This window comes from Muricoccus roseus (assembly GCF_900141905.1).
Taxonomy (GTDB): Bacteria; Pseudomonadota; Alphaproteobacteria; order Acetobacterales; family Acetobacteraceae; genus Roseomonas; species Roseomonas rosea.
Map to the genome: position 1 here is coordinate 14368 of NZ_FQZF01000015.1, position 20445 is coordinate 34812.

The 20445-nt window shown below is 72.1% G+C and carries 20 protein-coding genes; 8 read left to right on the forward strand and 12 right to left on the reverse strand.

The window, feature by feature from the left end; translation table 11 throughout:
• Positions 1-6 precede the first annotated feature (6 nt).
• On the forward strand, positions 7-1713 hold the full coding sequence (locus tag BUB97_RS13520) for an AMP-dependent synthetase/ligase (protein ID WP_073135583.1): 1707 nt from the start codon (positions 7-9) through the stop codon (positions 1711-1713).
• A 56-nt stretch (positions 1714-1769) separates the two neighbouring features.
• On the opposite strand, the gene BUB97_RS13525 is transcribed toward BUB97_RS13520, so the two are convergent.
• The 7 genes from BUB97_RS13525 to BUB97_RS13555 all read right to left on the reverse strand — a co-directional run bounded on the left by BUB97_RS13525 (position 1770) and on the right by BUB97_RS13555 (position 6494).
• On the reverse strand, positions 1770-2141 hold the full coding sequence (locus BUB97_RS13525; protein ID WP_073135586.1) for a hypothetical protein: 372 nt from the start codon (positions 2139-2141) through the stop codon (positions 1770-1772).
• 193 nt (positions 2142-2334) lie between these two features.
• Positions 2335-2700 carry a DUF4087 domain-containing protein gene (locus tag BUB97_RS13530; RefSeq protein WP_073135588.1) on the reverse strand — a complete coding sequence of 122 codons (366 nt, stop codon included), beginning with the start codon at positions 2698-2700 and terminating at the stop codon, positions 2335-2337.
• Between the two features lie 5 nt (positions 2701-2705).
• A complete protein-coding gene (locus BUB97_RS13535) occupies positions 2706-3017 on the reverse strand; it encodes a DUF2312 domain-containing protein (RefSeq protein ID WP_073135590.1) in 312 nt (103 codons plus the stop codon).
• A gap of 199 nt (positions 3018-3216) precedes the next feature.
• Positions 3217-3894 (reverse strand): EI24 domain-containing protein, encoded by a 678-nt coding sequence (locus BUB97_RS13540; RefSeq protein WP_073135592.1) that lies wholly within the window; start codon positions 3892-3894, stop codon positions 3217-3219.
• Positions 3895-3900: 6 nt separating this feature from the next.
• Positions 3901-4206 carry a DUF1244 domain-containing protein gene (locus BUB97_RS13545; protein WP_073135594.1) on the reverse strand — a complete coding sequence of 102 codons (306 nt, stop codon included), beginning with the start codon at positions 4204-4206 and terminating at the stop codon, positions 3901-3903.
• 191 nt (positions 4207-4397) lie between these two features.
• Positions 4398-5372, reverse strand: a complete 975-nt coding sequence (locus BUB97_RS13550) for a tripartite tricarboxylate transporter substrate-binding protein (RefSeq protein WP_073135596.1) — start codon at positions 5370-5372, stop codon at positions 4398-4400.
• Positions 5373-5414: 42 nt separating this feature from the next.
• Positions 5415-6494: a tartrate dehydrogenase gene (locus BUB97_RS13555; protein ID WP_073135598.1), complete on the reverse strand. Its 1080-nt coding sequence runs from the start codon at positions 6492-6494 to the stop codon at positions 5415-5417.
• 61 nt (positions 6495-6555) lie between these two features.
• Here BUB97_RS13555 and BUB97_RS13560 point away from each other — a divergent pair, with 61 nt between their 5' ends.
• The 4 genes from BUB97_RS13560 (at position 6556) to BUB97_RS13575 (ending at position 10901) form a co-directional block, all read left to right on the forward strand.
• Positions 6556-7239 carry a GntR family transcriptional regulator gene (locus tag BUB97_RS13560; RefSeq protein ID WP_073135787.1) on the forward strand — a complete coding sequence of 228 codons (684 nt, stop codon included), beginning with the start codon at positions 6556-6558 and terminating at the stop codon, positions 7237-7239.
• Positions 7240-7378: 139 nt separating this feature from the next.
• On the forward strand, positions 7379-8671 hold the full coding sequence (locus BUB97_RS13565; protein WP_073135600.1) for a glycerate kinase type-2 family protein: 1293 nt from the start codon (positions 7379-7381) through the stop codon (positions 8669-8671).
• A 257-nt stretch (positions 8672-8928) separates the two neighbouring features.
• Complete coding sequence (gene pyk / locus BUB97_RS13570) at positions 8929-10362, forward strand: pyruvate kinase (protein ID WP_073135789.1); 1434 nt, start codon at positions 8929-8931, stop codon at positions 10360-10362.
• Positions 10363-10451: 89 nt separating this feature from the next.
• Complete coding sequence (locus BUB97_RS13575) at positions 10452-10901, forward strand: hypothetical protein (RefSeq protein WP_073135602.1); 450 nt, start codon at positions 10452-10454, stop codon at positions 10899-10901.
• A gap of 31 nt (positions 10902-10932) precedes the next feature.
• Here the strand turns inward: BUB97_RS13575 and BUB97_RS13580 are convergent, their stop codons facing one another.
• From BUB97_RS13580 to glcF, 3 genes are all read right to left on the reverse strand, one after another.
• Positions 10933-12015 (reverse strand): methylated-DNA--[protein]-cysteine S-methyltransferase, encoded by a 1083-nt coding sequence (locus BUB97_RS13580; protein WP_073135604.1) that lies wholly within the window; start codon positions 12013-12015, stop codon positions 10933-10935.
• Positions 12016-12381: 366 nt separating this feature from the next.
• Positions 12382-13014, reverse strand: coding sequence for a tetratricopeptide repeat protein (locus BUB97_RS13585; RefSeq protein WP_073135606.1), 633 nt, complete (start codon positions 13012-13014; stop codon positions 12382-12384).
• A 38-nt stretch (positions 13015-13052) separates the two neighbouring features.
• On the reverse strand, positions 13053-14393 hold the full coding sequence (glcF, locus tag BUB97_RS13590) for a glycolate oxidase subunit GlcF (protein WP_073135608.1): 1341 nt from the start codon (positions 14391-14393) through the stop codon (positions 13053-13055).
• 120 nt (positions 14394-14513) lie between these two features.
• Here glcF and BUB97_RS13595 point away from each other — a divergent pair, with 120 nt between their 5' ends.
• Positions 14514-14735 (forward strand): hypothetical protein, encoded by a 222-nt coding sequence (locus tag BUB97_RS13595; protein WP_073135612.1) that lies wholly within the window; start codon positions 14514-14516, stop codon positions 14733-14735.
• 49 nt (positions 14736-14784) lie between these two features.
• On the opposite strand, the gene BUB97_RS13600 is transcribed toward BUB97_RS13595, so the two are convergent.
• Positions 14785-16074 (reverse strand): adenylosuccinate synthase, encoded by a 1290-nt coding sequence (locus BUB97_RS13600; RefSeq protein WP_073135613.1) that lies wholly within the window; start codon positions 16072-16074, stop codon positions 14785-14787.
• Positions 16075-16077: 3 nt separating this feature from the next.
• A complete protein-coding gene (locus BUB97_RS13605; protein ID WP_073135615.1) occupies positions 16078-17229 on the reverse strand; it encodes an ATP phosphoribosyltransferase regulatory subunit in 1152 nt (383 codons plus the stop codon).
• A gap of 172 nt (positions 17230-17401) precedes the next feature.
• Here BUB97_RS13605 and BUB97_RS13610 point away from each other — a divergent pair, with 172 nt between their 5' ends.
• Together BUB97_RS13610 and BUB97_RS13615 are read left to right on the forward strand one after the other, a co-directional pair.
• A complete protein-coding gene (locus tag BUB97_RS13610) occupies positions 17402-17932 on the forward strand; it encodes a hypothetical protein (protein ID WP_073135619.1) in 531 nt (176 codons plus the stop codon).
• A gap of 389 nt (positions 17933-18321) precedes the next feature.
• Positions 18322-20415 (forward strand): tetratricopeptide repeat protein, encoded by a 2094-nt coding sequence (locus tag BUB97_RS13615; RefSeq protein ID WP_175562630.1) that lies wholly within the window; start codon positions 18322-18324, stop codon positions 20413-20415.
• Positions 20416-20445 lie beyond the last annotated feature (30 nt).

The window sequence follows — 20445 nt, forward strand, 5'->3', positions numbered from 1 at the left end:
AGCGGAATGAACGAGGACACGGCACGCTGGAGCAGTCTGCCGGGGATGATGCTGGGCCTGGCGGCCCGCAACCCCGACCAGCCCATGATCCGCCACTGGCAGGGCGGTGCCTGGCGACGCACCACGTGGCGGGATTTCGCGCTGGCGGTCGCGAATGTCGCCGCCGGGCTGAGGGCCCAGGGCGTCTCCCCCGGGGACCGGGTGGTGCTGGTCAGCGACAGCCGGCCGGAATTCCTCGTCGCCGACACCGCCATCATGGCCGTCGGCGCCGTCACGGTGCCCACCTACACCACCAACACGGTCTCCGATCACGCCCATATCCTGCGCGACAGCGGCGCCCGCGCCGCGATCGCCAGCACGGCGCGGCTCGCCGAACGCCTGCACGAGGCCGCGGGCCCGGATGGCCTCGATCTACTGATCTGCATGGAGGAGGCCAAGGGAACCATCCCCTGGCCCAGCCTCGCCGCCACGCCCGGAGACCTCGCCATGCTGGTCGCCGAGGTGCAGCACATCCCGGAGGGGCGGCTCGCCTGCCTCATCTACACCTCGGGCACGGGCGGCCTGCCCAAGGGCGTGATGCTTCCGCATCGCGCCATGCTGGCGAATACGGAAGGGGTGCGCCCCTTCCTCCGCCGCCTCGGGCTGGAGTGGTCGGGGGCCTGCTATCTCTCCTTCCTGCCTCTCTCCCATGCCTATGAGCACACGGTCGGCGGCTTCCTCTTCCCGGCCTGCGGCATCGAGGTGGTCTTCTCCCGCGGCGCCGAGCGGCTGGCGGCGGAGTTCCAGGAGATCGGGCCTTCCATCATCACCGCGGTGCCCCGCCTGTTCGAGGTGCTGCGTGGCCGCATCCTGGCCGGGCTGGAGAAGGAGAAACCCTGGAAACGCAAGCTCTTCGAGCGCGCCGTCACGCTCGGCCTCCGCAAGATGGACGGCCCGCCCCTGGGCCTGCTGGAGCGCTTGGAGGATGCGGTGCTGGAGCGGCTGGTCCGCGCAAAGGTCCGCGCCCGCTTCGGCCCGAGGCTCGTCGCCATGGTCTCCGGCGGCGCGCGGCTGGATCCGGACCTCTCCGGCTTCTTCCTGGCGCTCGGGGTCACGGTGCTGCAGGGCTACGGGCAGACCGAGGCCGGGCCTGTGGTCTCGGTCAACCTGCCCTGGGACAATCACCGCCGCACGGTGGGCGCCCCGGTGAAGGGGGTGCAGGCCCGCATCGCCGAGGATGGCGAGCTCCTCCTCCGCGGCCCTCTGGTGATGGACGGCTACTGGGCCGATCCGGACTCCACCGCGCGCGCCCTCAGCACCCCACCCGGCGAGAGCGAGCCCTGGCTGCACACCGGCGATGTCGGCCGCATCGACGAAGCCGGCCGTATCACCATCACCGACCGGAAGAAGGACTTCATCAAGACCCTGGGCGGTGACATGGTCAGCCCCGCCCGGATCGAGACGCTCCTGATGGCGGAGCCCGAGATCGCTCAGGCCGTCGTGGCCGGAGAGGGCAGGCCGGGCATCGTCGCCCTGGTGGTACCCGCCGAGGGCGCCTCGGCCGAAAAGGCCGTCCAGCGCATCAACGGCAAGCTCTCCGGCCCGGAGCGCATCCGCAAATGGGCCACCGTGCCGCCCTTCACAGTAGAGGACGGCACCCTCACCCCCACGATGAAGGTCAAGCGCCGCATCGTCCTCGAGCGCAATGCGGCGGCGATCGACGACCTGTATTGAGCACGCCGCGTCCGATCGGGCGGCGGGGAAGGAGCCCCGCCGCGCCGGGCTGGACGCTAGCTCGCCTTCAGCCCGGAATTGGTGATGGTGATCGTGCTGGCGACGCAGACATTGATGCCGCGAAGCTCGGCGGCGCGGCCATTCCCCCAGACGACCCGGAAATCATAGGCGCCCTGGTTCGCGGCCTGATAGGAGGTCGCCCGGCCCGGCGGCAGCACGTTTCGCCCGAGCTGGTCGTTGCCCCAGCTCCCGAGCGAGGAGGAGCTGAAATAGAGCTGCTCGACCGTGTAGGAGGACTGGTTCACGACATTGAAGCGCGTGTCGCATCCGACGCGTGGAGCGGCCTGGACATACACGACCTGCGGCTCGGGCTGCACGCAGCCCCCGAGCGCGAGCAGGGCAACACACGGAAAGAGACGGCGAAGCATGGCATTCCTTCTCGACTGACGCCGAAAAAGCGCCACGCGGAAGGCTAGGGCGCGTGGGATTCAGCCACAACGCCCACGCCACCGATCATTCTATTCTGGAATCCGGCAATCGCGTCCGGCCCGTCACACCTCGCGGAGGCTCCAGGCGAGCCATGGGTGCACCGCAAGGGCGCATCATGGCCGGCACGGGATCCTAGCCGCGTGGCGGCGGCAGGGACGGATCCTCCTGGCAGCGCGAGAGCGGCAGCGGCTCGGCGGAGATGAGCCGCCGCACGCGCCGCCCGGTCCGGTCCGCCTCCACCACCAGGCAGGCGCAGCCATAGCCATAGGCGCCATTGGTCGCCACCCAGCCGCGGACGGTCATGTCGGGGATGCTGTCCATCCCCGGCACGGCCACCGCCCCCATCGCGGAGAGGACCCAGCGGCCGTCGCGGTCCTCCAGCCAGAAATTCCCGGGGGTCGGGTTCCACAGCCAGCCGCAGCGGCGCTCCGCCGCCCCGGCCGCCCCGGCCAGGATGACCAGGGCAGGCAGCGCCAACAGGGCCGCGCGGCCGGCCAAGCGCCTCACATCCCCAGGGCGCGGCGATAGAGGTCGAGCAGCGTCTCCTGCTCCTCCACCTCGGCCGGCTCCTGCTTGCGGATGCGGATGATCTGGCGGATCACCTTCACGTCGAAGCCGGCGCTCTTCCCCTCGGCGAAGATGTCCTTGATGTCGTCGGCCAAGGCCTTGCGCTCCTCTTCCAGACGCTCAACGCGCTCGATGATCGAGCGGAGGCGATCGGCCGCGATTCCGCCCACATCCGGGTCCGGATCGGCCTCTTGCCTGGCGCGGCTCGCGGCAGCCTCATCGTCGATGTCGAAGGGTACGTCGGACATGGATCTCTCGGTGCGTAGGGTCGGAAGTCGATGAAGGGGTGCGGCGGCGGGCATGCGGCACGGCAGGCCCGCGATGTCCCGGTCCTCCGCTCGTCACCCCTGCCCCCCTCGGGCGGAGCCGCGGGTCATACCCCTTCCGCCCTGCCCGCCTCAATGCCTTGACGCGTGAGGGGAGAACCCCTCAGGAACGGCGTGGCCGTCATGCCACGGGGCCGTCGGCGCCCCGATGCAGCAGATGGGTCATGGCCGCCGTGCCCAGCACGGGCACCAGCAGGTTGGCCAACGGCACCAGGGCGAGAAGCGCCATCACGCCCCCCACCGCGAGAACCGAGAACTCCCGCCGCTTCCGCAGCAGCCGGGCCTGGGCGACGCCCATCCGCCGCTGCGCCACCCCCTCGAACAGCCCATGCCCGAGGGAGACCGCGGCCACCATCCAGAGCAGCGCGCCGCCGAGAAGGGGCAGGAGCAGCGCCACCGGCAGCAGCACGAGATTCAGCCCCAGCACCTTCAGCGCCAGGGTGACGTTGAACACGCCCTGCGCGGCCAGCGAGGCGCCCTGAGCGGGCGGCAGGCCGGGATAATGCCGCCGCTCCACCGCCGCGGCCGTCTCGTCCAGGAACAGCCCAGCGATGGCCAGGGCGAAGGGTACGAAGAGCCAGAAGGCCGCGAAGAGCCCCGCGACGCCTCCCAGCACGCCAGCCGCGGTCGCCAGCCACCCCGTGCCCCCGGCCAGCGCGTCCATCGCCCAGCCGGCCAGCGCGATCAGCCCGGCAAGCGACAGCAGCGCCCCGAGCATCCCCTTGAGCAGCGGGCCCCGGAAGCCCCGGTCGAACACCTGGTCCAGCGGCAGGAACAGGCTGGCGATCACGGCGGACACGCGCGCTCAGTGCCCCGGATTGGCCGCGGCGAAGGCCGCCTTTTGCTCCGGCGCCGCCTCGCGCTGGTGCTTCGCCTGCCACTCCTTGTAGGGCATGCCATAGATGATCTCCCGCGCCTCCGCGTCCGGCAGCGCGATGCCCTGCGCCTCCGCCTCCTCGCGGTACCAGCGGCTCAGGCAGTTCCGGCAGAAGCCGGCCAGGTTCATCATGTCGATGTTCTGCACGTCGGTCCGCTCGCGCAGGTGCTGCACCAGCCGGCGGAAGGCCGCTGCCTCCAGCTCCGTGCGGGTCTTGTCGTCGATCTCGGTCATGGGGCCCCTTCCCTCAGCGGGTTGAACGAACGGATGCCCAAGATGGTGGCACCGGCCGCGCCGCGCCATCCCGGGGGGGGGCGGGCCGGTGTTCGAACCTGTCGGTCTGTCCCCGGGGAGAGGAAGAAGGAATTCTTCCTCTCCCCGGGACAAACCAGCAGATCAGAACCAAAGCGCCAGGGGATCACCGCCTAATCTGCATAGACTCCGGCGGACTGGATGATCGGCCGCCAGCGCGCGACCTCCGCCGCCAGGTGCCGGCGGTGCGCCGCCGGCGTCGCCTGCTCCGCCGTCGCCACCTCCGTCACCAGGTCGGCGAAGCGCGCCCGCAGCCGCTCCTCCCGCAGCGCCGCGCGGATCGCCGTCGCCAGCCGCTCCTGCACCGCCTCGGGTGTGCCGGCGGGGGCATAGACCCCGTGCCAGGTGCTCATCGCAATCCCCGGCGCGCCCGCCTCGGCGGTGGTCGGCAGGTTCAGCCCCTCCACCCGCCGGTCCAGCGTCACGGCATAGGCCTTGATGCGGTTGTCCCGGATGAAGGGCGCGGTGTTGGTGGCTTGGTCGCAGAACACGTCGATGCGGCCCGCCATCATCTCCTGGAGCGCGGGCGCCGAGCCGCGGAACACCACGGTGGTCAGTGCGCGGCCGGCCGCCTGTTGCACCAGCATGCCGCAGAGCTGGTTCGCGCCGCCCAGCCCCGAATGCGCCAGGTTCAGCCCGTCGCCCTGTGCCTTCAGCGCGGCGATGAAGGCGGGCAGGTCGGCCGCGGGAAAGTCCGGCCGCGCGACGATCGTCATCGCCGCGTCGGAGACGAGGCCGAGCGGCGCGAGGGAGGTCTCGACGTTGTACGGAAGCTGCCGGTACAGCGTGGCGGCGGTGGCATGGCCGATATGGTGCACGAGCAGCATATGCCCATCCGGCCGGGCCTGCGCCACGCGCGCGGCGGCGATGGTGCCGCCGGCGCCGGTGACGTTCTCCACCACCACGGGCTGGCCAAGGTCCTTCGCCATGCCCTCCGCGACCAGCCGCGCGATCACATCGGTCGGCCCGCCCGCCGCGAAGGGCACCACCACCGTCAAGGGGCGGCTCGGGAAGGGTTGCGCCATGGCGGGCGCGGCGGAGACGGCAAGGGCGGCCGCGAGGATCGCGCGGCGGAACAGCTTGGACATGGGACGTTTCCTCCTTTTGTTGGGTTCAGCCTCGCACGGAATTCAGGCCGGCGCGTTCGCTCCCTCGATCGCGGCGATCACCGCGCGCGTCACGGTTTCGGTATCGGCCGTGCCGCCGAGATCGGCGGTGAACACGCCATCCGCGCAAACCTGCTCCACCGCGCGCATCAGCGCCTTCGCCGCCGCGTCCTCGCCCAGCTGCTCCAGCATCATCGCCCCGGTCCAGAAGGTGGCCACCGGATTGGCGATGCCCTTGCCCATGATGTCGAAGGCCGAGCCATGGATCGGCTCGAACATGGAGGGCGCGCGGCGCGAGGGATCGAGATTGGCCGTCGGCGCGACACCGAGCGAGCCCGCCACCGCCCCGGCCAGGTCCGACAGGATGTCCGCGTGCAGGTTGGTCGCCACCACCGTGTCGATGCTCGCGGGCTTCCTCACCATCCGCGCGGCCATGGCATCGACCAGCTCCTTCTCCACGGTCACGTCCGGGTAGTTCTTCGCCACCTCGGCCGCGATGTCGTCCCACATGACCATGCCGTGCTTCTGCGCATTGGACTTCGTCACCACCGTCAGCAGCTTGCGCGGGCGGCTCCGTGCGATGTCGAAGGCCACCCGCATGATCCGCTCCACGCCGGCGCGGGTGAAGATGGAGGTCTCGGTCGCCACCTCCTCCGGATGGCCGCGATGGGCGCGGCCGCCATGACCGGCATACTCGCCCTCGGAGTTCTCGCGCACGATCACCCAGTCGATGTCGCCGGGCTCCACCTGCCGCAGCGGGCTCGTCAGCCCCGGCAGCACGCGCGTCGGGCGGATATTCGCGTACTGGTCGAAGCCCTGGCAGATCTTCAGCCGAAGGCCCCAGAGCGTGACGCTGTCGGGCAGGTCCGGGTCGCCCACCGCGCCGAAATAGATGGCGTCGAAGCCGCGCAGCGTCTCCAGCCCGTCCTCGGGCATCATCACGCCGGTCTGGCGGTAGTAGTCGCTGCCCCAGGGCAGCGTCTCGACATCCAGCGCGAAGCCCCCGTCGCGTCGGGCGAGCGCTTCCAGCACCCGCAGCCCGGCGGGAATGACCTCCTTGCCGACGCCGTCGGCGGGAATGGCGGCGATGCGATGGCGGCGCATGGTTGTAGGGACTCGTCCTTGCCTGTTGGAAAATCGGGCGCCGGCTGGCATGCCGGGCCCGATGAGTGACGACCCGGACGCGACCCCGCGCACGAGCCTCGGTGAATCCGCCTATCGTGCCCTGCGCGCGCGGCTGCTCGAGATGACCCTGCCGCCCGGCCACCAGGCCAGCGAAGGCGAGCTCGCGTCCCAGCTCGGCATGAGCCGCACGCCGGTGCATGAAGCCGTGCTGCGCCTGCAGTCCGAGGGGTTCCTGGAAGTGCAGCCGCGCCGCGGCGTCCGCGTGCGGCCCATCGACCCGACGGGGATGGCCGAGACCTATGAAATCCTGATCGCGCTGGAGGGCGCGGCCGCCGCGCGGCTCGCCCACCATCCCAACCCGGAAGCCGTCGCGGCTATGACGGAGGCGACAGAGGCCATGCGGGCCGCCCTCGGTGACGGCGACCGCCAGGCCTGGGCGGCCGCGGATGACCGGTTCCACCGTGCGCTGATCCAGGGCTGCGGCAATGCGCGCCTCTCCCGCTTGGCACAGGAGGCAGCCGACCTCGCCCAGCGCGCGCGTTTGGCCACGGCCGCGCTCCGGCCGGAGCCGAAGGGATCGGCGGAGGAGCATGCCCGCATCCTCGGCGCGATCGCCACGGGCGATGCGGAAGCCGCCCGCGCCGCTCTGTCGGCGCATCGCCAGCGGGCGAGCGCGGAAATCCTCCGCACCCTTGCCCTGCCCTTCATGCGCCTCGGCGGCTGAGAGCATGCGTCCCGCCTCCCCGGCTCCCTCCAGCTTATGTTCCATACCAGCTTCCATACCACAAGCCGGAAATGGCGCCGTCCCGTCTTGCCGGCCGGGGCGCAGCGGGCATGATGCGGCCGAACCGGGAGGGCCGAGATTGAGCCATTGGGATGATGCGCGTGCCCGCGCCGCGCTGCGCCGCCTGTTCGATGCCGCCGTCCGCAGCGCCGACCCGCGGGCCATCCTGGCCGACCACCTGCCCGAGCCCCCGGCCCCTTCCAGCGGGGGCCGCGTCGTCGTGGTCGGCGCGGGCAAGTCGGCCGCCGTCATGGCCGCGGCGGTGGAAGCCGCCTGGGCTGGGGTGCCGATGCAGGGGCTGGTCGTCACCCGCTACGGCCATGCCGTGCCGACCACACGGATCGAGGTGGTGGAGGCCTCCCATCCCGTCCCGGACGCCGCGGGCGAGCGTGCCGCCGCACGGATCCTCCAGGCGGTCCAGGGCCTGACGGAGCATGACCTCGTCCTCGCCCTCATCTCCGGCGGGGGCTCCGCCCTCATGCCCCTCGCCGCCCCCGGGCTGACGCTGGCCGACAAGCAGGCGGTCAACCGCGCGCTCCTCGCCTGCGGCGCCACCATCAACGAGATGAATGTCCTCCGGCGGCACCTCTCGGCCATCAAGGGCGGGCGCCTCGCGGCCGCGGCCCATCCGGCGCGCGTCGTCACCCTCGCCATCTCCGACGTGCCGGGGGACGACCCCGCCGCCATCGCCTCGGGCCCCACCGTGCCGGACCCGAGCAGCTTCCAGGAGGCACGCGCGATCGTGGCGCGCTACGGCATCGACCTGCCGCCCGCCGTGCGCGCCCATCTGGACGCCGCCGAGGACGAGTCCCCCAAGCCCGGGGACCCGCGCCTGGCCCGCGCGGAATACCGGATGATCGCCACCCCGCTGATGGCCCTGCGCGCGGCGGCGCGGGAAGCGGAGGCCATGGGTCTCACCCCCCTGATCCTGGGTGACGCGCTGGAGGGCGAGGCGCGGGAGGTGGGCACGCTGCTCGCGGGGATCGCCCGTTCGGTGGCCGCGCATGGCGTGCCGGTGCCCAGGCCCGCCGTGCTCCTCTCCGGCGGGGAAACCACGGTGACGCTGGGCGGGGCGCAGGGCGCGGGCGGGCGGAATGGCGAGTGTCTGCTCGGCCTGGCCGCGTCGCTGGCGGCCCATCCCGGGATCTGGGGCCTGATGGCGGATACGGACGGCATCGACGGTGCGGGCAGCAATGCCGGCGCCCTCGCCACCTCGGACACGCTGGCCAGCAGCCGCGACATGGGGGTGGACCCGATTGCGGCACTCGCAGGCCACCGAAGCCATGACGTGTTCCAGGCGTTGGGGGATCTGGTGATTACGGGCCCGACCCTGACCAATGTGAACGACTTCCGAGCCATCCTGATCGCTTAATAAATTTAAGTCAGAAATCCCTCGAAAGCTTAACTTAGATCTCCTAAGTAAGTGCCATGCGCGACAAGGCCCTCGAGACCCTCCTCACCCAACGCGGCGCCGTGACCCGGATCGCGACCGGGCTCGGCATCTCCACCGCCGCCGTCTCCCAATGGCGCCGCATCCCGCCCGAGCGCGTGGAGGAGGTGGCGCGCATCATGGACGTCCCGCCCGAGACGCTCTTCCAGCCCGATCCCAAGCCTGCAGGAGCGCCCCGCATGGCGAACCGCATCCCCATCCGCCGCCGCCGGCGCACGAAGATCATCGCAACCCTCGGCCCGGCCAGCGCGGACCCGCAGGTGATCGAGCGCCTGTTCCGCGGGGGTGCCGACATCTTCCGCCTCAACTTCTCCCACGGCTCCCATGAGGACCATGCGGCCCGGATCGTGACGATCCGCGAGATCGAGCGCCGCACGGGCCGCCCCATTGGCATCCTGGCGGATGTCCAGGGCCCGAAGCTGCGCGTCGGCAAGTTCGCGGGCGGCCGCGTGCAGCTCCAGTCCGGCCAGCCCTTCCGCCTGGACCTCTCCCCCGTCCCCGGCGATGTCCGCCGCGTCCAGCTGCCGCATCCCGAGATCATCCACGCCGCCCGCATCGGCACCACGCTGCTGCTGGATGACGGCAAGCTCCGCCTCGGCGTCACCCGCCAGCGGGACGACCACCTGGAGACCGAGGTCCTCGTCGGCGGCCCCCTTTCCGACCGCAAGGGCGTGAACGTGCCCGATGTCGCCCTTCCCATCCCGGCCCTGACCGAGAAGGACCGCGCCGACCTCGCCTTCGCCCTGGATCAGGGCGTCGAGTTCATCGGCCTCTCCTTCGTCCAGCGCCCGGAGGACGTGGCGGAGGCGAAGGCCATCGCCGATGGCCGCGCCTGGATCATGGTGAAGATGGAGAAGCCCCAGGCGGTCGAGCAGATGGACGCCATCCTCGACCTCGCCGATGCCGTCATGGTCGCGCGCGGCGACCTGGGCGTGGAATGCCCGCCCGAGGAGGTGCCGCTGATCCAGAAGCGCATCATCCGCGGTGCCCGCACCCGCGGCATCCCCGTGGTCGTGGCCACCCAGATGCTGGAGAGCATGATCTCCGCCCCCACCCCCACCCGCGCCGAGGCGTCGGACGTGGCCACGGCGGTCTTCGACGGCGCGGATGCCGTCATGCTCTCCGCCGAAACCGCCGCCGGGAGCTATCCCTTCGAGGCGGTGAACATCATGGACCGCATCGTCGCCCGCACGGAGCAGGATCCGGGCTGGCGCGCCATCACCGACAACAACCGGCCGGAGCCGCGCCACCGCGCCTCCGACGCCATCGCGACCGCCGCCCGCCAAGTCGCCACCACCATCGAGGCCGAGGCGATCGCCGCCTTCACCTCCACCGGCTCCACCGTGCTGCGCGTCGCGCGTGAGCGCCCCTCCGCGCCCATCATCGGCATGACCGCGAGCGAACGCACTGCCCGCCGGCTGGCCCTGGTCTGGGGCGTGCACCCGGTGCAGAGCAAGGAACCGGCGAGCATGACGGACATGGTGGCCAAGGGCGTCCGCGCCGCCGCCGCCGAGGGCTTCGCGACCTCGGGCGACGAGGTGGTCGTCGTCGCCGGCGTGCCCTTCGGCACGCCCGGCACCACCAACGCCCTCCGCGTCGCCGTCGTCGAGTAGAAACGCCAGGGGCTCGCGCCCATTCACAGCGGGCGCCACCGGGCGGAGAATGGGCCCGCGCGCGCCCCGGCGCAGCATGAGGACGCGGCATGAGGATGATGATGAAGCGTATCGCGATGGCCGCCCTGGCGGCGGCGGGCCTGGCCCTTTCCCACGCACCGGCCGAGGCCCAGCGCAACGGGCTCTATGAGGTCACCGGCACCAACCCCGACGGCTCGGCCTATACCGGGAACATGATCGTCCAGCAGGTCGGCCTCGCCTCCTGGCGCGTGGCCTGGCAGGTCGGCGAGAACCGGTTCGAGGGCTATGCCATGTCCGCGGGTCCCGTCTTCTCCGTCGGCTTCACCCTCGGCCAGGCTCCCGGCATCGCCATCTACCAGGTGAGCCCGGACGGCAGCATGACCGGCCAGTGGACCCTCATCGGCAGCAGCGCCATCGGCACCGAGAACCTGACCCCGCGCGAGCCCCCGGCGCGCGACGCCCCGGCCGCCCGGCCCACCCCGCCGCCCGCCGCGGCGCCCTCCCGGCCGCGCCCGTAGCGGGTTCGCGCCCGGCCCGGGGAAGGCGCCGCTACTTCGCGGCGGCCTCTTCCCGCGCCAGCAGCGCCGCCTTGCGCTCTATCCCCCAGCGATAGCCGCGCAGCCCACCATCGCGGCCGATCACACGGTGGCAGGGCACGGCCAGCGCCACGCCGTTGCCCGCGCAGGCCCGCGCCACCGCCCGGGCCCCACGCGGCAGGCCGAGCCGGGCGGCGAGGGCCGCGTAATCCACCGTGCCGCCAGCAGGGATGGCCCGCAGCGCCTCCCAGACCCGCTTCTGGAAGGCAGTGCCGCGCAGGTCCAACGGCAGGTCCAGCGCCCCGCGCGGCTCCTCCACCCAGGCCAGCACCCGGGCCACCGCCTCCCGCGCCGGCGCATCAGCCGGCTCGACCCGGGCCTGCGGGAAGCGCGCCTGGACCGCTCGCAGCAGTGCCGCCTCATCCGCACCGAATTCGATCGCGCAGACGCCGCGCGCCGTCATGCCCACCATCACCGGGCCCAGCGCGCTTTCTCCGAAGGCGGTGCGAATCACCTCCCCCGCCCCGCCTCGCCGGGCGGCACCAGGGGTCATGCCGAGCATCCGCGCCCCATCCTCGTAAACCCGGCTTTCGCTCGAAAAACCGGCCCCGGCCACCGCATCCGCCACGCGCTCGCCCTCCGCCAACGCTTCGCCCAATCGCCGCGCCCGCAGCGCCGCCGCATAGGCATGGGGCGTCACCCCCGCCACCTCCCGAAACAGGCGGAGGAAGTGATGGCGCGCATATCCCGCCCGCCCGGCCAGCGCCGCGAGGGAGGGCACCTCCTCACCCCGCGCCACCGCCGCCTCCATGGCGGCGCAGGCCTCCCGCACGGCCTCCGCATGAATCGCCGCCCTCGCGCCATCCGGGTCGCAGCGCCGGCAGGGCCGGAAGCCCGCCGCCACCGCCTGCGGCATGCCTGAGAAGAAGCGCACATGCCGCCGCAGCGGGGGCCGGGCCGGGCAGCCCAGCCGGCAGACAATGCCCTGGCTCGTCACGCCATAGAACCAGCCCGGCAAGGCCTCTCGCCCCAGCAGCGCCTGCCAGAGCGCCTCCTCGTCCAGGGTCGGCTCGGTGAGTTCAGCGGTATCTCGCATGCCGCCATCCTTGCCTGTCCGGGGCGGGGGCAGCCATCCGGCCGTTGCGGTGGAATGCTCGGTCCACCTTCTCCGCTGTCGGTCTGTCCCGGGGAGAGAAAGAAGGAATCCTTCCTCTCCGCGGACCCCTCTCCATTATCTTCTTTTAGCAGTTTGGAATCACTCGACGGACGGTGCGCCTGAGGTCCATGACCTCAGGCGACTGCAAAGGCAGGATCAATCGCATTCAACCAGAGACCCCGTCGATCAGGGTATCCACGGCAGTCAGACGGGGCTCCAAGGGCCTCAGGCCCTTGGCGGGGTGAGGGCGGAGCCCTCACCAGGAACGCATCAAGCCTTTCGCAAAACCCGGATGGGCCTTGGCGCTCAGGTCGCGTCACCCCGGGCCCGCCGCACCAGTTCTCGCCGTCGCTGCGCTCCCCCGGGGAGCCGCGGATGGATCTTCAGTGCCGCCTCGAGGCTCCGCAGGGCCCCGGCGGCATCGCCCGCATCCTCCTGCAACTCGGCGAGCGCGAGCAGCGCGCCGAAATGCCGGGGCTCCAGCCGCAGGGCCTCTCGCAGATCCGCCGCCGCCGCCTTGCGGTCCCCGGCCGCCGCCTGGGCCTGGGCTCGCAGCACCCACGATTCCGGGAAGTCGGGCTGCAGGGTGATGGCGGCGTCCAGATCCTCCACCGCCTCGTCCACGGCATTCGCTTCCATGGCGCGCAACCCCTTGCGGAGCAGCAGCCCCACGGCAGGCGTCCCACCCTCCGCCCAGAGCTGCTGGATGCGCGCCTGCACCGGGGCGGCCGCGGCCTCGTCCGGCGCCTGAGCGAGCGCATCGAGCAGCCGGTCCAGCTCCGCCCGCCGCTGCTCGGCGGCGCCGGCGCGTGGCAGGGGCACGGCGGGGGGCGGGATGGCCGGCGCCACGCCCCCTCCGCCCGGGATGGGCAGCACCTGCGCGAAGGCGGGGCCCGAGAGCATGAGCAGAAGCCCTGTCATCCCCGCCAAGCGCCGCATCGCGTCCTCCGTCCTCGAAGTGCCGATAAAACCGGGGCCTAACCCGCCGCCAGGGCCTCCTGCCGCGCGCGGGCCGCCATCACGGCCGCCGGCGCGGGGCCGCCCGCCATCCAGTCCAGCAACTCCACCGTATGCGCCACCGGCAGGCCGCCACCACCCAATTGCGTGAGGCAGCCGATATTGCCGGAGGCCACGATGTCCGCCCCGGTGCGGTGGAGGAAGCCGAGCTTCCTCTCCCGCAGCCGCCCGGCGATCTCGGGCTGGAGGATGTTGTAGGTGCCCGCGCTGCCGCAGCAGAGATGCGCCTCCGCCGGCACCCGCACCTCGAACCCGGCCTGCTCCAGCAGGGATTTCGGCACGGCCGTGATCTGCTGGCCGTGCTGCAGCGAACAGGCCGCGTGATAGGCGACGGCGATGCCGGGCGGCTCGCGCACCGGCTCGTAGCGGAAGGCGGCCAGCACCTCGGAGACGTCCTTCGCCAGCTCGGCCACGCGGGCGGCGCGGTCGCGCAGGCCCGGCTCGGCCTCGCGGAACATGTGGCCGTAATCCTTCACCGTGGTGCCACAGCCCGAGGCGTTGATGACGATCGCGTCCAGCCCCTCGCCCTCCGCCTCGCGCACCCAGGCCTCGATGTTGCGGCGGGCCAGGGCGTGGGAGGAATCCTGCCGCCCCATATGGTGCGTCAGCGCGCCGCAGCACCCCTGCCCCGCCGTCACCACCACCTCGATCCCCATGCGGGTGAGAAGCCGGATCGTTGCGTCGTTGATCGAGGGCGCCAGCACCGTCTGCGCGCAGCCCGTCAGCAGCGCGACGCGGCCGCGCCGGGCGCCCTCGGCGGGGTAGACCATCGGCCGCGCGGACTCGCCCGGCAGTGGTACGACCGGCGGCGCCAGTTCCAGCATGGCCCGCAGCCGCTTCACGGTCATCGAACTGCCCGTGAGCAGCGCCTTCACCGGCTGCGCCAGCCGCGCGCCGGCCAGCGCCGCGCGGAACAGCGCCGGGCGCGGCAGCACGAAGGCCAGCGTTGCGCGGATCAGGCGCTCCATCAGCGGGCGGCTGTAGGTCTCCTCGATGTGATGCCGAGCGTGATCGACGAGATGCATGTAGTGCACGCCGCTTGGGCAGGTGGTCATGCAGGAGAGGCAGGAGAGGCAGCGATCCACATGCACCACCTCCTCCTTCGAGGCGGCGCGGCCGGATTCCAGCATGTCCTTGATGAGGTAGATGCGCCCGCGCGGGCTATCCAACTCGTCGCCCAGCAGCACGAAGGTGGGGCATGTGGCGGTGCAGAAGCCGCAATGCACGCAGGTCCGCAGGATCTGGTTGGACTCGCGGATATCCGGATCGGCCAGCTGCGCTTCGGTAAATTCCGTCTTCATCCGCTTCCTCCGTTGCAAGGCAGCGTTGCAAGCGCAACCCGGAACAAGAACGCCCGTTCCCCTCCAGTAGACCACGCCCCCGGAGGGCCAGAAAGAACAACCCGAGGACACCGGAACGCGATGCCCATTCTTCCCATCCAGCACGCCAAGCCGCTACGGCCCGACGTCACGCGCCTGGGCCCGGAGGAGGCACGGCGCCAGGAGGCGCTTCTCGCCACCCCGGCGCAGCAGGGGCCGCGCTTCCCCGGAGATGGCGGGCGCAGCCTGCCCCGCGGCGGCAGCCCCGCCCTGCGCAGCGGCCACCGCATGGCCGCCCCGGTCTGGAACCGCGACGAGGGCTAGTGCCCCCGCTCGGAACCGATGCGATGGCCGGGGCCAGGCCCCGCGCCGTTCAGCCCGCGAACGGATCCGTCACCGTGATGGTGTCGTCCCGTTCCGGGCTCGTGGAAAGCAGCGTCACCGGTGCTTCCACCAGCTCCTCGATGCGGCGCACATACTTGATGGCCTGGGCCGGCAGTTCCGCCCAGCTCCGCGCCCCGCGCGTGCTGCCCGACCAGCCCTCGACGGTCTCATAGACCGGCTTCGCCGCAGCCTGCGCCGCCATGGCGGCGGGAAGGCGGCGCATCACCTCGCCGTTGATCTCGTAGCCCGTGCAGATCTTCAGCTCCGGCAGGCCGTCGAGCACGTCGAGCTTCGTCAGCACGAGGCCCTGCACGCCGCCGACCTTCACCGCCTGGCGCACAAGGCAGGCATCGAACCAGCCGCAGCGGCGCGGGCGGCCTGTGACGGTGCCGAACTCATGCCCGCGCTCGCCCAGCAGCTTGCCCGTGTCGTCGAACAGCTCGGTCGGGAAAGGGCCGGAGCCGACGCGGGTGGTGTAGGCCTTGGCGATGCCGAGCACGTTGCCCACCGCATGCGGCCCGACGCCGGCGCCCGCCGCCGCGTTGCCGGCCACCGTGTTGCTGCTGGTGACATAGGGGAAGGTGCCGTGGTCGACGTCGAGCATCACGGCCTGCGCCCCCTCGAACAGCACGCGCTTGCCTTCCAGCCGCGCGGCATCCAGGCGCTCCCACACCGCTTCCATGAAGGGCAGCAGCTTCGGCGCCCAGCCGAGCAGCTTGTCCATCAGGGCCTGCTTCTCGAACTCGGGCGCGCCGAGGCCGCGCAGCAGCGAGTTGTGGTGCAGCAGCAGCTCGTCGAGCTTCTTTGACAGCGTCTCGGGCTCGGCGAGGTCGCAGAGGCGGATGGAGCGGCGGCCGACCTTGTCCTCATAGGCCGGGCCGATGCCGCGGCCCGTCGTACCGATCTTGTCCCCGCCGCGCGCGGCCTCGCGCGCCTTGTCCAGCGCGGGGTGGAGCGGGAGGATCAGCGGCGTGTTCTCGGCGATGCGCAGGTTCTCGGGGCTGACCTTCAGCCCCTGCGCCGTCACCTTCGCGATCTCGGAGAGCAGCGCGTCGGGGTCGAGCACCACGCCGTTGCCGATGATGCCGAGCTTCCCGCGCACGACGCCCGAGGGCAGCAGGCTCAGCTTGTAGGTCTGGTTGCCCACCACCAGCGTGTGGCCGGCATTGTGGCCACCCTGGAAGCGCACGACGATATCGGCGCGGCTGGCGAGCCAGTCCACCACCTTGCCCTTGCCCTCGTCGCCCCACTGGGCGCCGATGATGGCGACATTGGCCATGAACTACTCCTTGCTCAGCGGCACGGCCTGCGTGCCGCGCAATTCATGGGTGCAGCCCAGCCCCTGCGCGTCGTCGGCGGGGGAAAGGGCGGCGATCGTGACGAAGCCCGCGCGCCGCAACGAGGCGGCGGCGGAGGGATCATGCCCAGCGGGCAGGAAGACGCGCCGGGGCTCGGCCGGGACCGGCGAAGCGCGCAGCGCCGCATCGGGGTAGAGGCTGAGACCTGTCGCCGCCTCCTCGCCGCTGCGGTAGCGCCCACCGCGGCCCAGCTCGCCTGTCCGGCCGGGGCCGTAGAGGGTGAAGGCGGCGCCCGTGTGGTAGCGGAAGCCACGGAACTCCACCGGGTCCAGCGTGATGCGCAGGCCCGGCAGACGGCGGCGCAACGCGGCCACCACCTCCGCCGCGTTGTCCGCGATGCGCCGCGGCTCCTCAGGCAGCGGCGCGGCGCGGAGCGCGGCGAGCGCGCCATCGGCCGGCCCGGCGGCGGCCAGCAGCTCGGTCAGGAAGATGGCGGGCGGGCCGGCCATCTCGGCCAGCCGGGCCACCTCGGCGGCATCCTTGCGGTCCAGCGCGCGGGCCAGGCGGTGGCGGGCGGCGCCTTCGAGCCCGGCGGCGTCCAGCAGGGCGGGCGACATGGCCGGCAGGGTGATGTCCAGCGCCACATCGGCGATGCCGACGGCGGCCAGGGCCTCCACGCCCAGCGCGGCCACCTCGGCATCCGCCTCGGCACTGTCCACGCCGATCAGCTCCACCCCGAGCTGGGGCAGCTGCCGCCCAGGGGCAATCTGCGTTCCGCGCACGCGCAGCACCTGGCCGGCATAGGAAAGCCGCAGCGGCCGGGGCGCGCCGCGCAACCGCGTGGCCGCGATGCGGGCCACCTGGGGCGTGGTGTCGGCGCGCAGGCCCATCATGCGCTGGCTGACGGGGTCCATCAGGCGGAAGGTCTGCTCCGCCAGGGCGGCGCCGGAGCCGGTGAGCAGCCCCTCCTCGAATTCCAGGAGCGGCGGCTTCACCCGCTCATAGCCATGGCTGGCAAACACGGCCATCATGGCCTCGACCAGCGCCGCTTCGCGTGCCGCCTCGGGCGGCAGCAGGTCGGACAGGCCGGCGGGCAGAAGGGCCGGGTTAGCCGGATCGAGGAGATCGTCGGTCATCGGGGGAAAGGGGGACGCTCGCGGCTTTTTCGCGGGGTGAATGGCAGCAGGGGCCCGGCACCGCAACCCCGCATGCCGAAATCAGCCGCCCCGTGCCGTCATGGCCGCCCCGCACCCTTCCCCGGCCTCCCCGCCTTGGCCCGCCCGCCCCATCAGTCACCCTACGGATCCCATGATGAAGCGCCTCCTCCTCACCCTTCCCCTGCTCCTCGCTGCCTGCGGCGGCGGCGCCACGAATTTCGGGGAGCTGTCCAGCCGCATCGGCCTCTCCGACCCGCTGCGCGACCCTGCCCGCACCGCGGCCTTCGAATTCGGCCAGACCGAACGCCTCGCCGGCCGCCCGCGCGAAGGCGCCCGCGCCGCGGCCGAGATCGAGGCCTTCGCCTATGCGGCCGAGACGGACCCGGCCTGGACCCATCCGCGCGACGCCGCCCTGCTGCCCAAGCTGCAGATCGCCCGGCGTGAGTTCCGCACGGTGCTCGGCCTGCCCGCCTCCCTGCCGCCGCAGGTGGCGATCCGCGCCTTCGCCACGGCGGTGGACGCGCTGGACCGGTACGACAACGCCGCCGCCGTCGCCGCCCTCGGCCCGGTCGGCGGCGCGGCCACGCTGGAAAGGCTGGGCAACCTGCCCCGCATGCCGCGGGTGGAGGATGCCGTGCAGGCCGTCGCCATCGAGGTGAACACGCCGCAGCTGGGCAACTGATACCGCCGGGCTCTTGTTCTGAGCTGTTGGGCTGTCCCGGGAGAGGAAGAAGGAATTCTTCCTCTCCCGGGACCCCTCACCATCATCTTTTTCTGGAAGTTTGGAATCACTCGGCTGCCGGTGCGCCTGAGGTCCAGGACCTCAGGCGACTGCAAACGCAGGAACGCCACCCTTGACCCGAGACCCGACCGAGCCGGGGTATCCACGGCAGTCAGACGGGGTTCCAAGGGCCTCAGGCCCCTGGCGGGTGGAGGGCAGAGCCCTCCCCGGAACCCCCTGCCAGAACTGTGACCCCATCGAGCGCCCGGCCGTCCCAGCCGCGCCTTCACCACCCCTTCACCCTTTCGACAGCAACATCCCCTTCCGCCAGGATGGTCGGAGGGATCGCCTTGCACGCCCAGAGTCACGCCATCACCCCGCCCCCTCCGACGGGGCTCGCCGAGGGCCCGGACGTCCTCACCGCTCGTGCGCTGGCGCTCCACCGGGCCGGGCAGTTGGGGGAGGCCGAGCCCCTTTACCGTGCCGTGCTGGCGGTCCAGCCGCGCCATTTCCAGGCCCTGCACCTGCTCGGCTTGCTCCGTGCCATGGCGGGCGACCCGGACGGCGCCGTGCCGCTGCTGCGCCGCGCCCTCGCGGAGGACCCGCGGCACGGCTTCGTCCACAACAACCTCGGCAACGCGCTGGTGGAACTCGGCCAGGCGGAGGAAGGGCTGGCCGCCTTCGAGCGCGCGATCGCACTGCAGCCCGAGCTGGTGGAGGCCCGGGTCGGCCGCGGCAACGCCCTGCACGCACTGGGCCGCTACGCCGAATCCATCATCGCCCACAATTCCGCCCGCGCCCTGGGCGCCGACATGCCGGAGCTGCACAACAACCGCGGCAACGCCCTGCGCGCGCTCAACCGCCCCGCCGAGGCGCTGGAAGCCTATGACGCCGCCCTGGCCCGCCAGCCCGGCTATGCCGCCGCCCATGCCAACCGCGCCACCGCTCTGCTCGACCTGAACCGGGGGCCGGAGGCGCTGGCCAGCATCGCCATCGGCCTGCTGCTGCGTGAGGACGATCCCGGCTTCCTCAACACACAGGGCATCATCCTCCGCGCCCTCGCCCGGCCGGAGGAGGCGCTGGCGAGTTTCGACCGTGCCATCGCCCTCGCCCCCGCCCTGCCGGACGCGCATCTGAACCGTGTCGCGGCGCTTTGCGACCTCAGCCGGCACGAGGAGGCGCTGGCCAGCGCCGATGCCGCGCTGGCCCTGGCCGAAAGCGCCGGTGGCCACCGGAACCGCGCGGCCACCCTCGCCTTGCTCGGCCGCCATGCGGAAGCCGAGGCGGCCGACGGCGCCGCCCTGCGCACCGACCCCGCCTCCTGCGAGGCCTGGAACGGCCGGGGCAACGCACTGGTCGAACTCGGCCGGTTCGAGGAGGCGCTGGAATGCTTCGCCCGAGCCGAGGCCCTGCATCCCGGTAACCGCAGCATCACCTATAACCGCGGCAACGCCTTCCGCGGCCTCGGCCGCCATGAGGAGGCCATCGCCGCCTTCCGCGAGGCCCTGGCGCTGGATCCGGGCTTCGCCGATGCCGAATGGAATGCCGCCCTCAGCCTGCTCGCCCTCGGCGATTTGGAGGCGGGCTTCGCCGGCTATGAGGCGCGCTGGCGGCGCCGCGCCCACCCGATCCCCCGCCATGCGGACAGCCCGCTCTGGCGCGGCGAGCCCCTCGCGGGCGGCACGCTGCTCCTCCATGCCGAGCAAGGGCTCGGCGACACGATCCAGATGGCCCGCTACGCGCCCCTCGCCGCCGCCCGGGGCGCGCGGGTGGTGATGGAAGCTCAGCGCCCCCTTCTGCCGCTGCTGCAGGGCCTCCCCGGCGTCCATCAACTCGTCGCCTGGGGCGAGCCCGTGCCGCCGCATGACGCGCAGTGCCCGCTGCTCAGCCTGCCGCTGGCCCTCGGCACGCGGCTGGACAGCATCCCGCCCCCCCTTGCCTTCCCCGGAATCGACCCCGCCCGGATCGCGGCCTGGGACCGTGACCTGCCGCGCGGGCCGCTCCGCCTCGGCGTGGCATGCTCGGGCAACCCCGCCCATCGGGGCGACCGCCACCGCTCGATCCCGCTGGAGCGTTTCGCGCCGCTCTTCGGGCCGGGCGTCGAAGCCTTCCTCATCCAGACCGAACTGCGCGCGGAGGACGAGGCCTTCCTGGCCGCGACGCCGAACCTCACCGACCTGCGCCCGCGCCTGAGCAGCTTTATCGAAACCGCCGCTGCACTCTGCGCCATGGATGCCGTGGTCTGCGTGGATACCAGCGTCGCGCATCTCGCCGGCACGCTGGGCCGGCCCACCCACCTGTTGCTGCCGCCGCTGCCGGATTGGCGCTGGATGCTCCACCGCCAGGACAGCCCTTGGTACCCCTCTCTGCGCTTGCACCGCCGCGCGCGGGAGGAGGACTGGGGCACGGTGATCCGCCGGGTGGCCGACCTGCTCAGCCACTGATGAGTCTGTTCTGATCTGTCGGTTTGTCCC

Excerpts from the sequence above, each read along its gene's own strand:
- BUB97_RS13575 (WP_073135602.1), top strand. The coding sequence starts at position 10,452 with ATGAGGATGATGATGAAGCGTATCGCGATGGCCGCCCTGGCGGCGGCG.
- BUB97_RS13550 (WP_073135596.1), bottom strand. The coding sequence starts at position 5,372 with ATGTCCAAGCTGTTCCGCCGCGCGATCCTCGCGGCCGCCCTTGCCGTC.
- BUB97_RS13525 (WP_073135586.1), bottom strand. The coding sequence starts at position 2,141 with ATGCTTCGCCGTCTCTTTCCGTGTGTTGCCCTGCTCGCGCTCGGGGGC.
- BUB97_RS13545 (WP_073135594.1), bottom strand. The coding sequence starts at position 4,206 with ATGACCGAGATCGACGACAAGACCCGCACGGAGCTGGAGGCAGCGGCC.
- BUB97_RS13520 (WP_073135583.1), top strand. The coding sequence starts at position 7 with ATGAACGAGGACACGGCACGCTGGAGCAGTCTGCCGGGGATGATGCTG.
- BUB97_RS13595 (WP_073135612.1), top strand. The coding sequence starts at position 14,514 with ATGCCCATTCTTCCCATCCAGCACGCCAAGCCGCTACGGCCCGACGTC.
- BUB97_RS13600 (WP_073135613.1), bottom strand. The coding sequence starts at position 16,074 with ATGGCCAATGTCGCCATCATCGGCGCCCAGTGGGGCGACGAGGGCAAG.
- BUB97_RS13605 (WP_073135615.1), bottom strand. The coding sequence starts at position 17,229 with ATGACCGACGATCTCCTCGATCCGGCTAACCCGGCCCTTCTGCCCGCC.
- BUB97_RS13560 (WP_073135787.1), top strand. The coding sequence starts at position 6,556 with ATGAGTGACGACCCGGACGCGACCCCGCGCACGAGCCTCGGTGAATCC.
- BUB97_RS13580 (WP_073135604.1), bottom strand. The coding sequence starts at position 12,015 with ATGCGAGATACCGCTGAACTCACCGAGCCGACCCTGGACGAGGAGGCG.
- BUB97_RS13535 (WP_073135590.1), bottom strand. The coding sequence starts at position 3,017 with ATGTCCGACGTACCCTTCGACATCGACGATGAGGCTGCCGCGAGCCGC.
- pyk (WP_073135789.1), top strand. The coding sequence starts at position 8,929 with ATGGCGAACCGCATCCCCATCCGCCGCCGCCGGCGCACGAAGATCATC.
- BUB97_RS13585 (WP_073135606.1), bottom strand. The coding sequence starts at position 13,014 with ATGCGGCGCTTGGCGGGGATGACAGGGCTTCTGCTCATGCTCTCGGGC.
- glcF (WP_073135608.1), bottom strand. The coding sequence starts at position 14,393 with ATGAAGACGGAATTTACCGAAGCGCAGCTGGCCGATCCGGATATCCGC.
- BUB97_RS13610 (WP_073135619.1), top strand. The coding sequence starts at position 17,402 with ATGATGAAGCGCCTCCTCCTCACCCTTCCCCTGCTCCTCGCTGCCTGC.
- BUB97_RS13555 (WP_073135598.1), bottom strand. The coding sequence starts at position 6,494 with ATGCGCCGCCATCGCATCGCCGCCATTCCCGCCGACGGCGTCGGCAAG.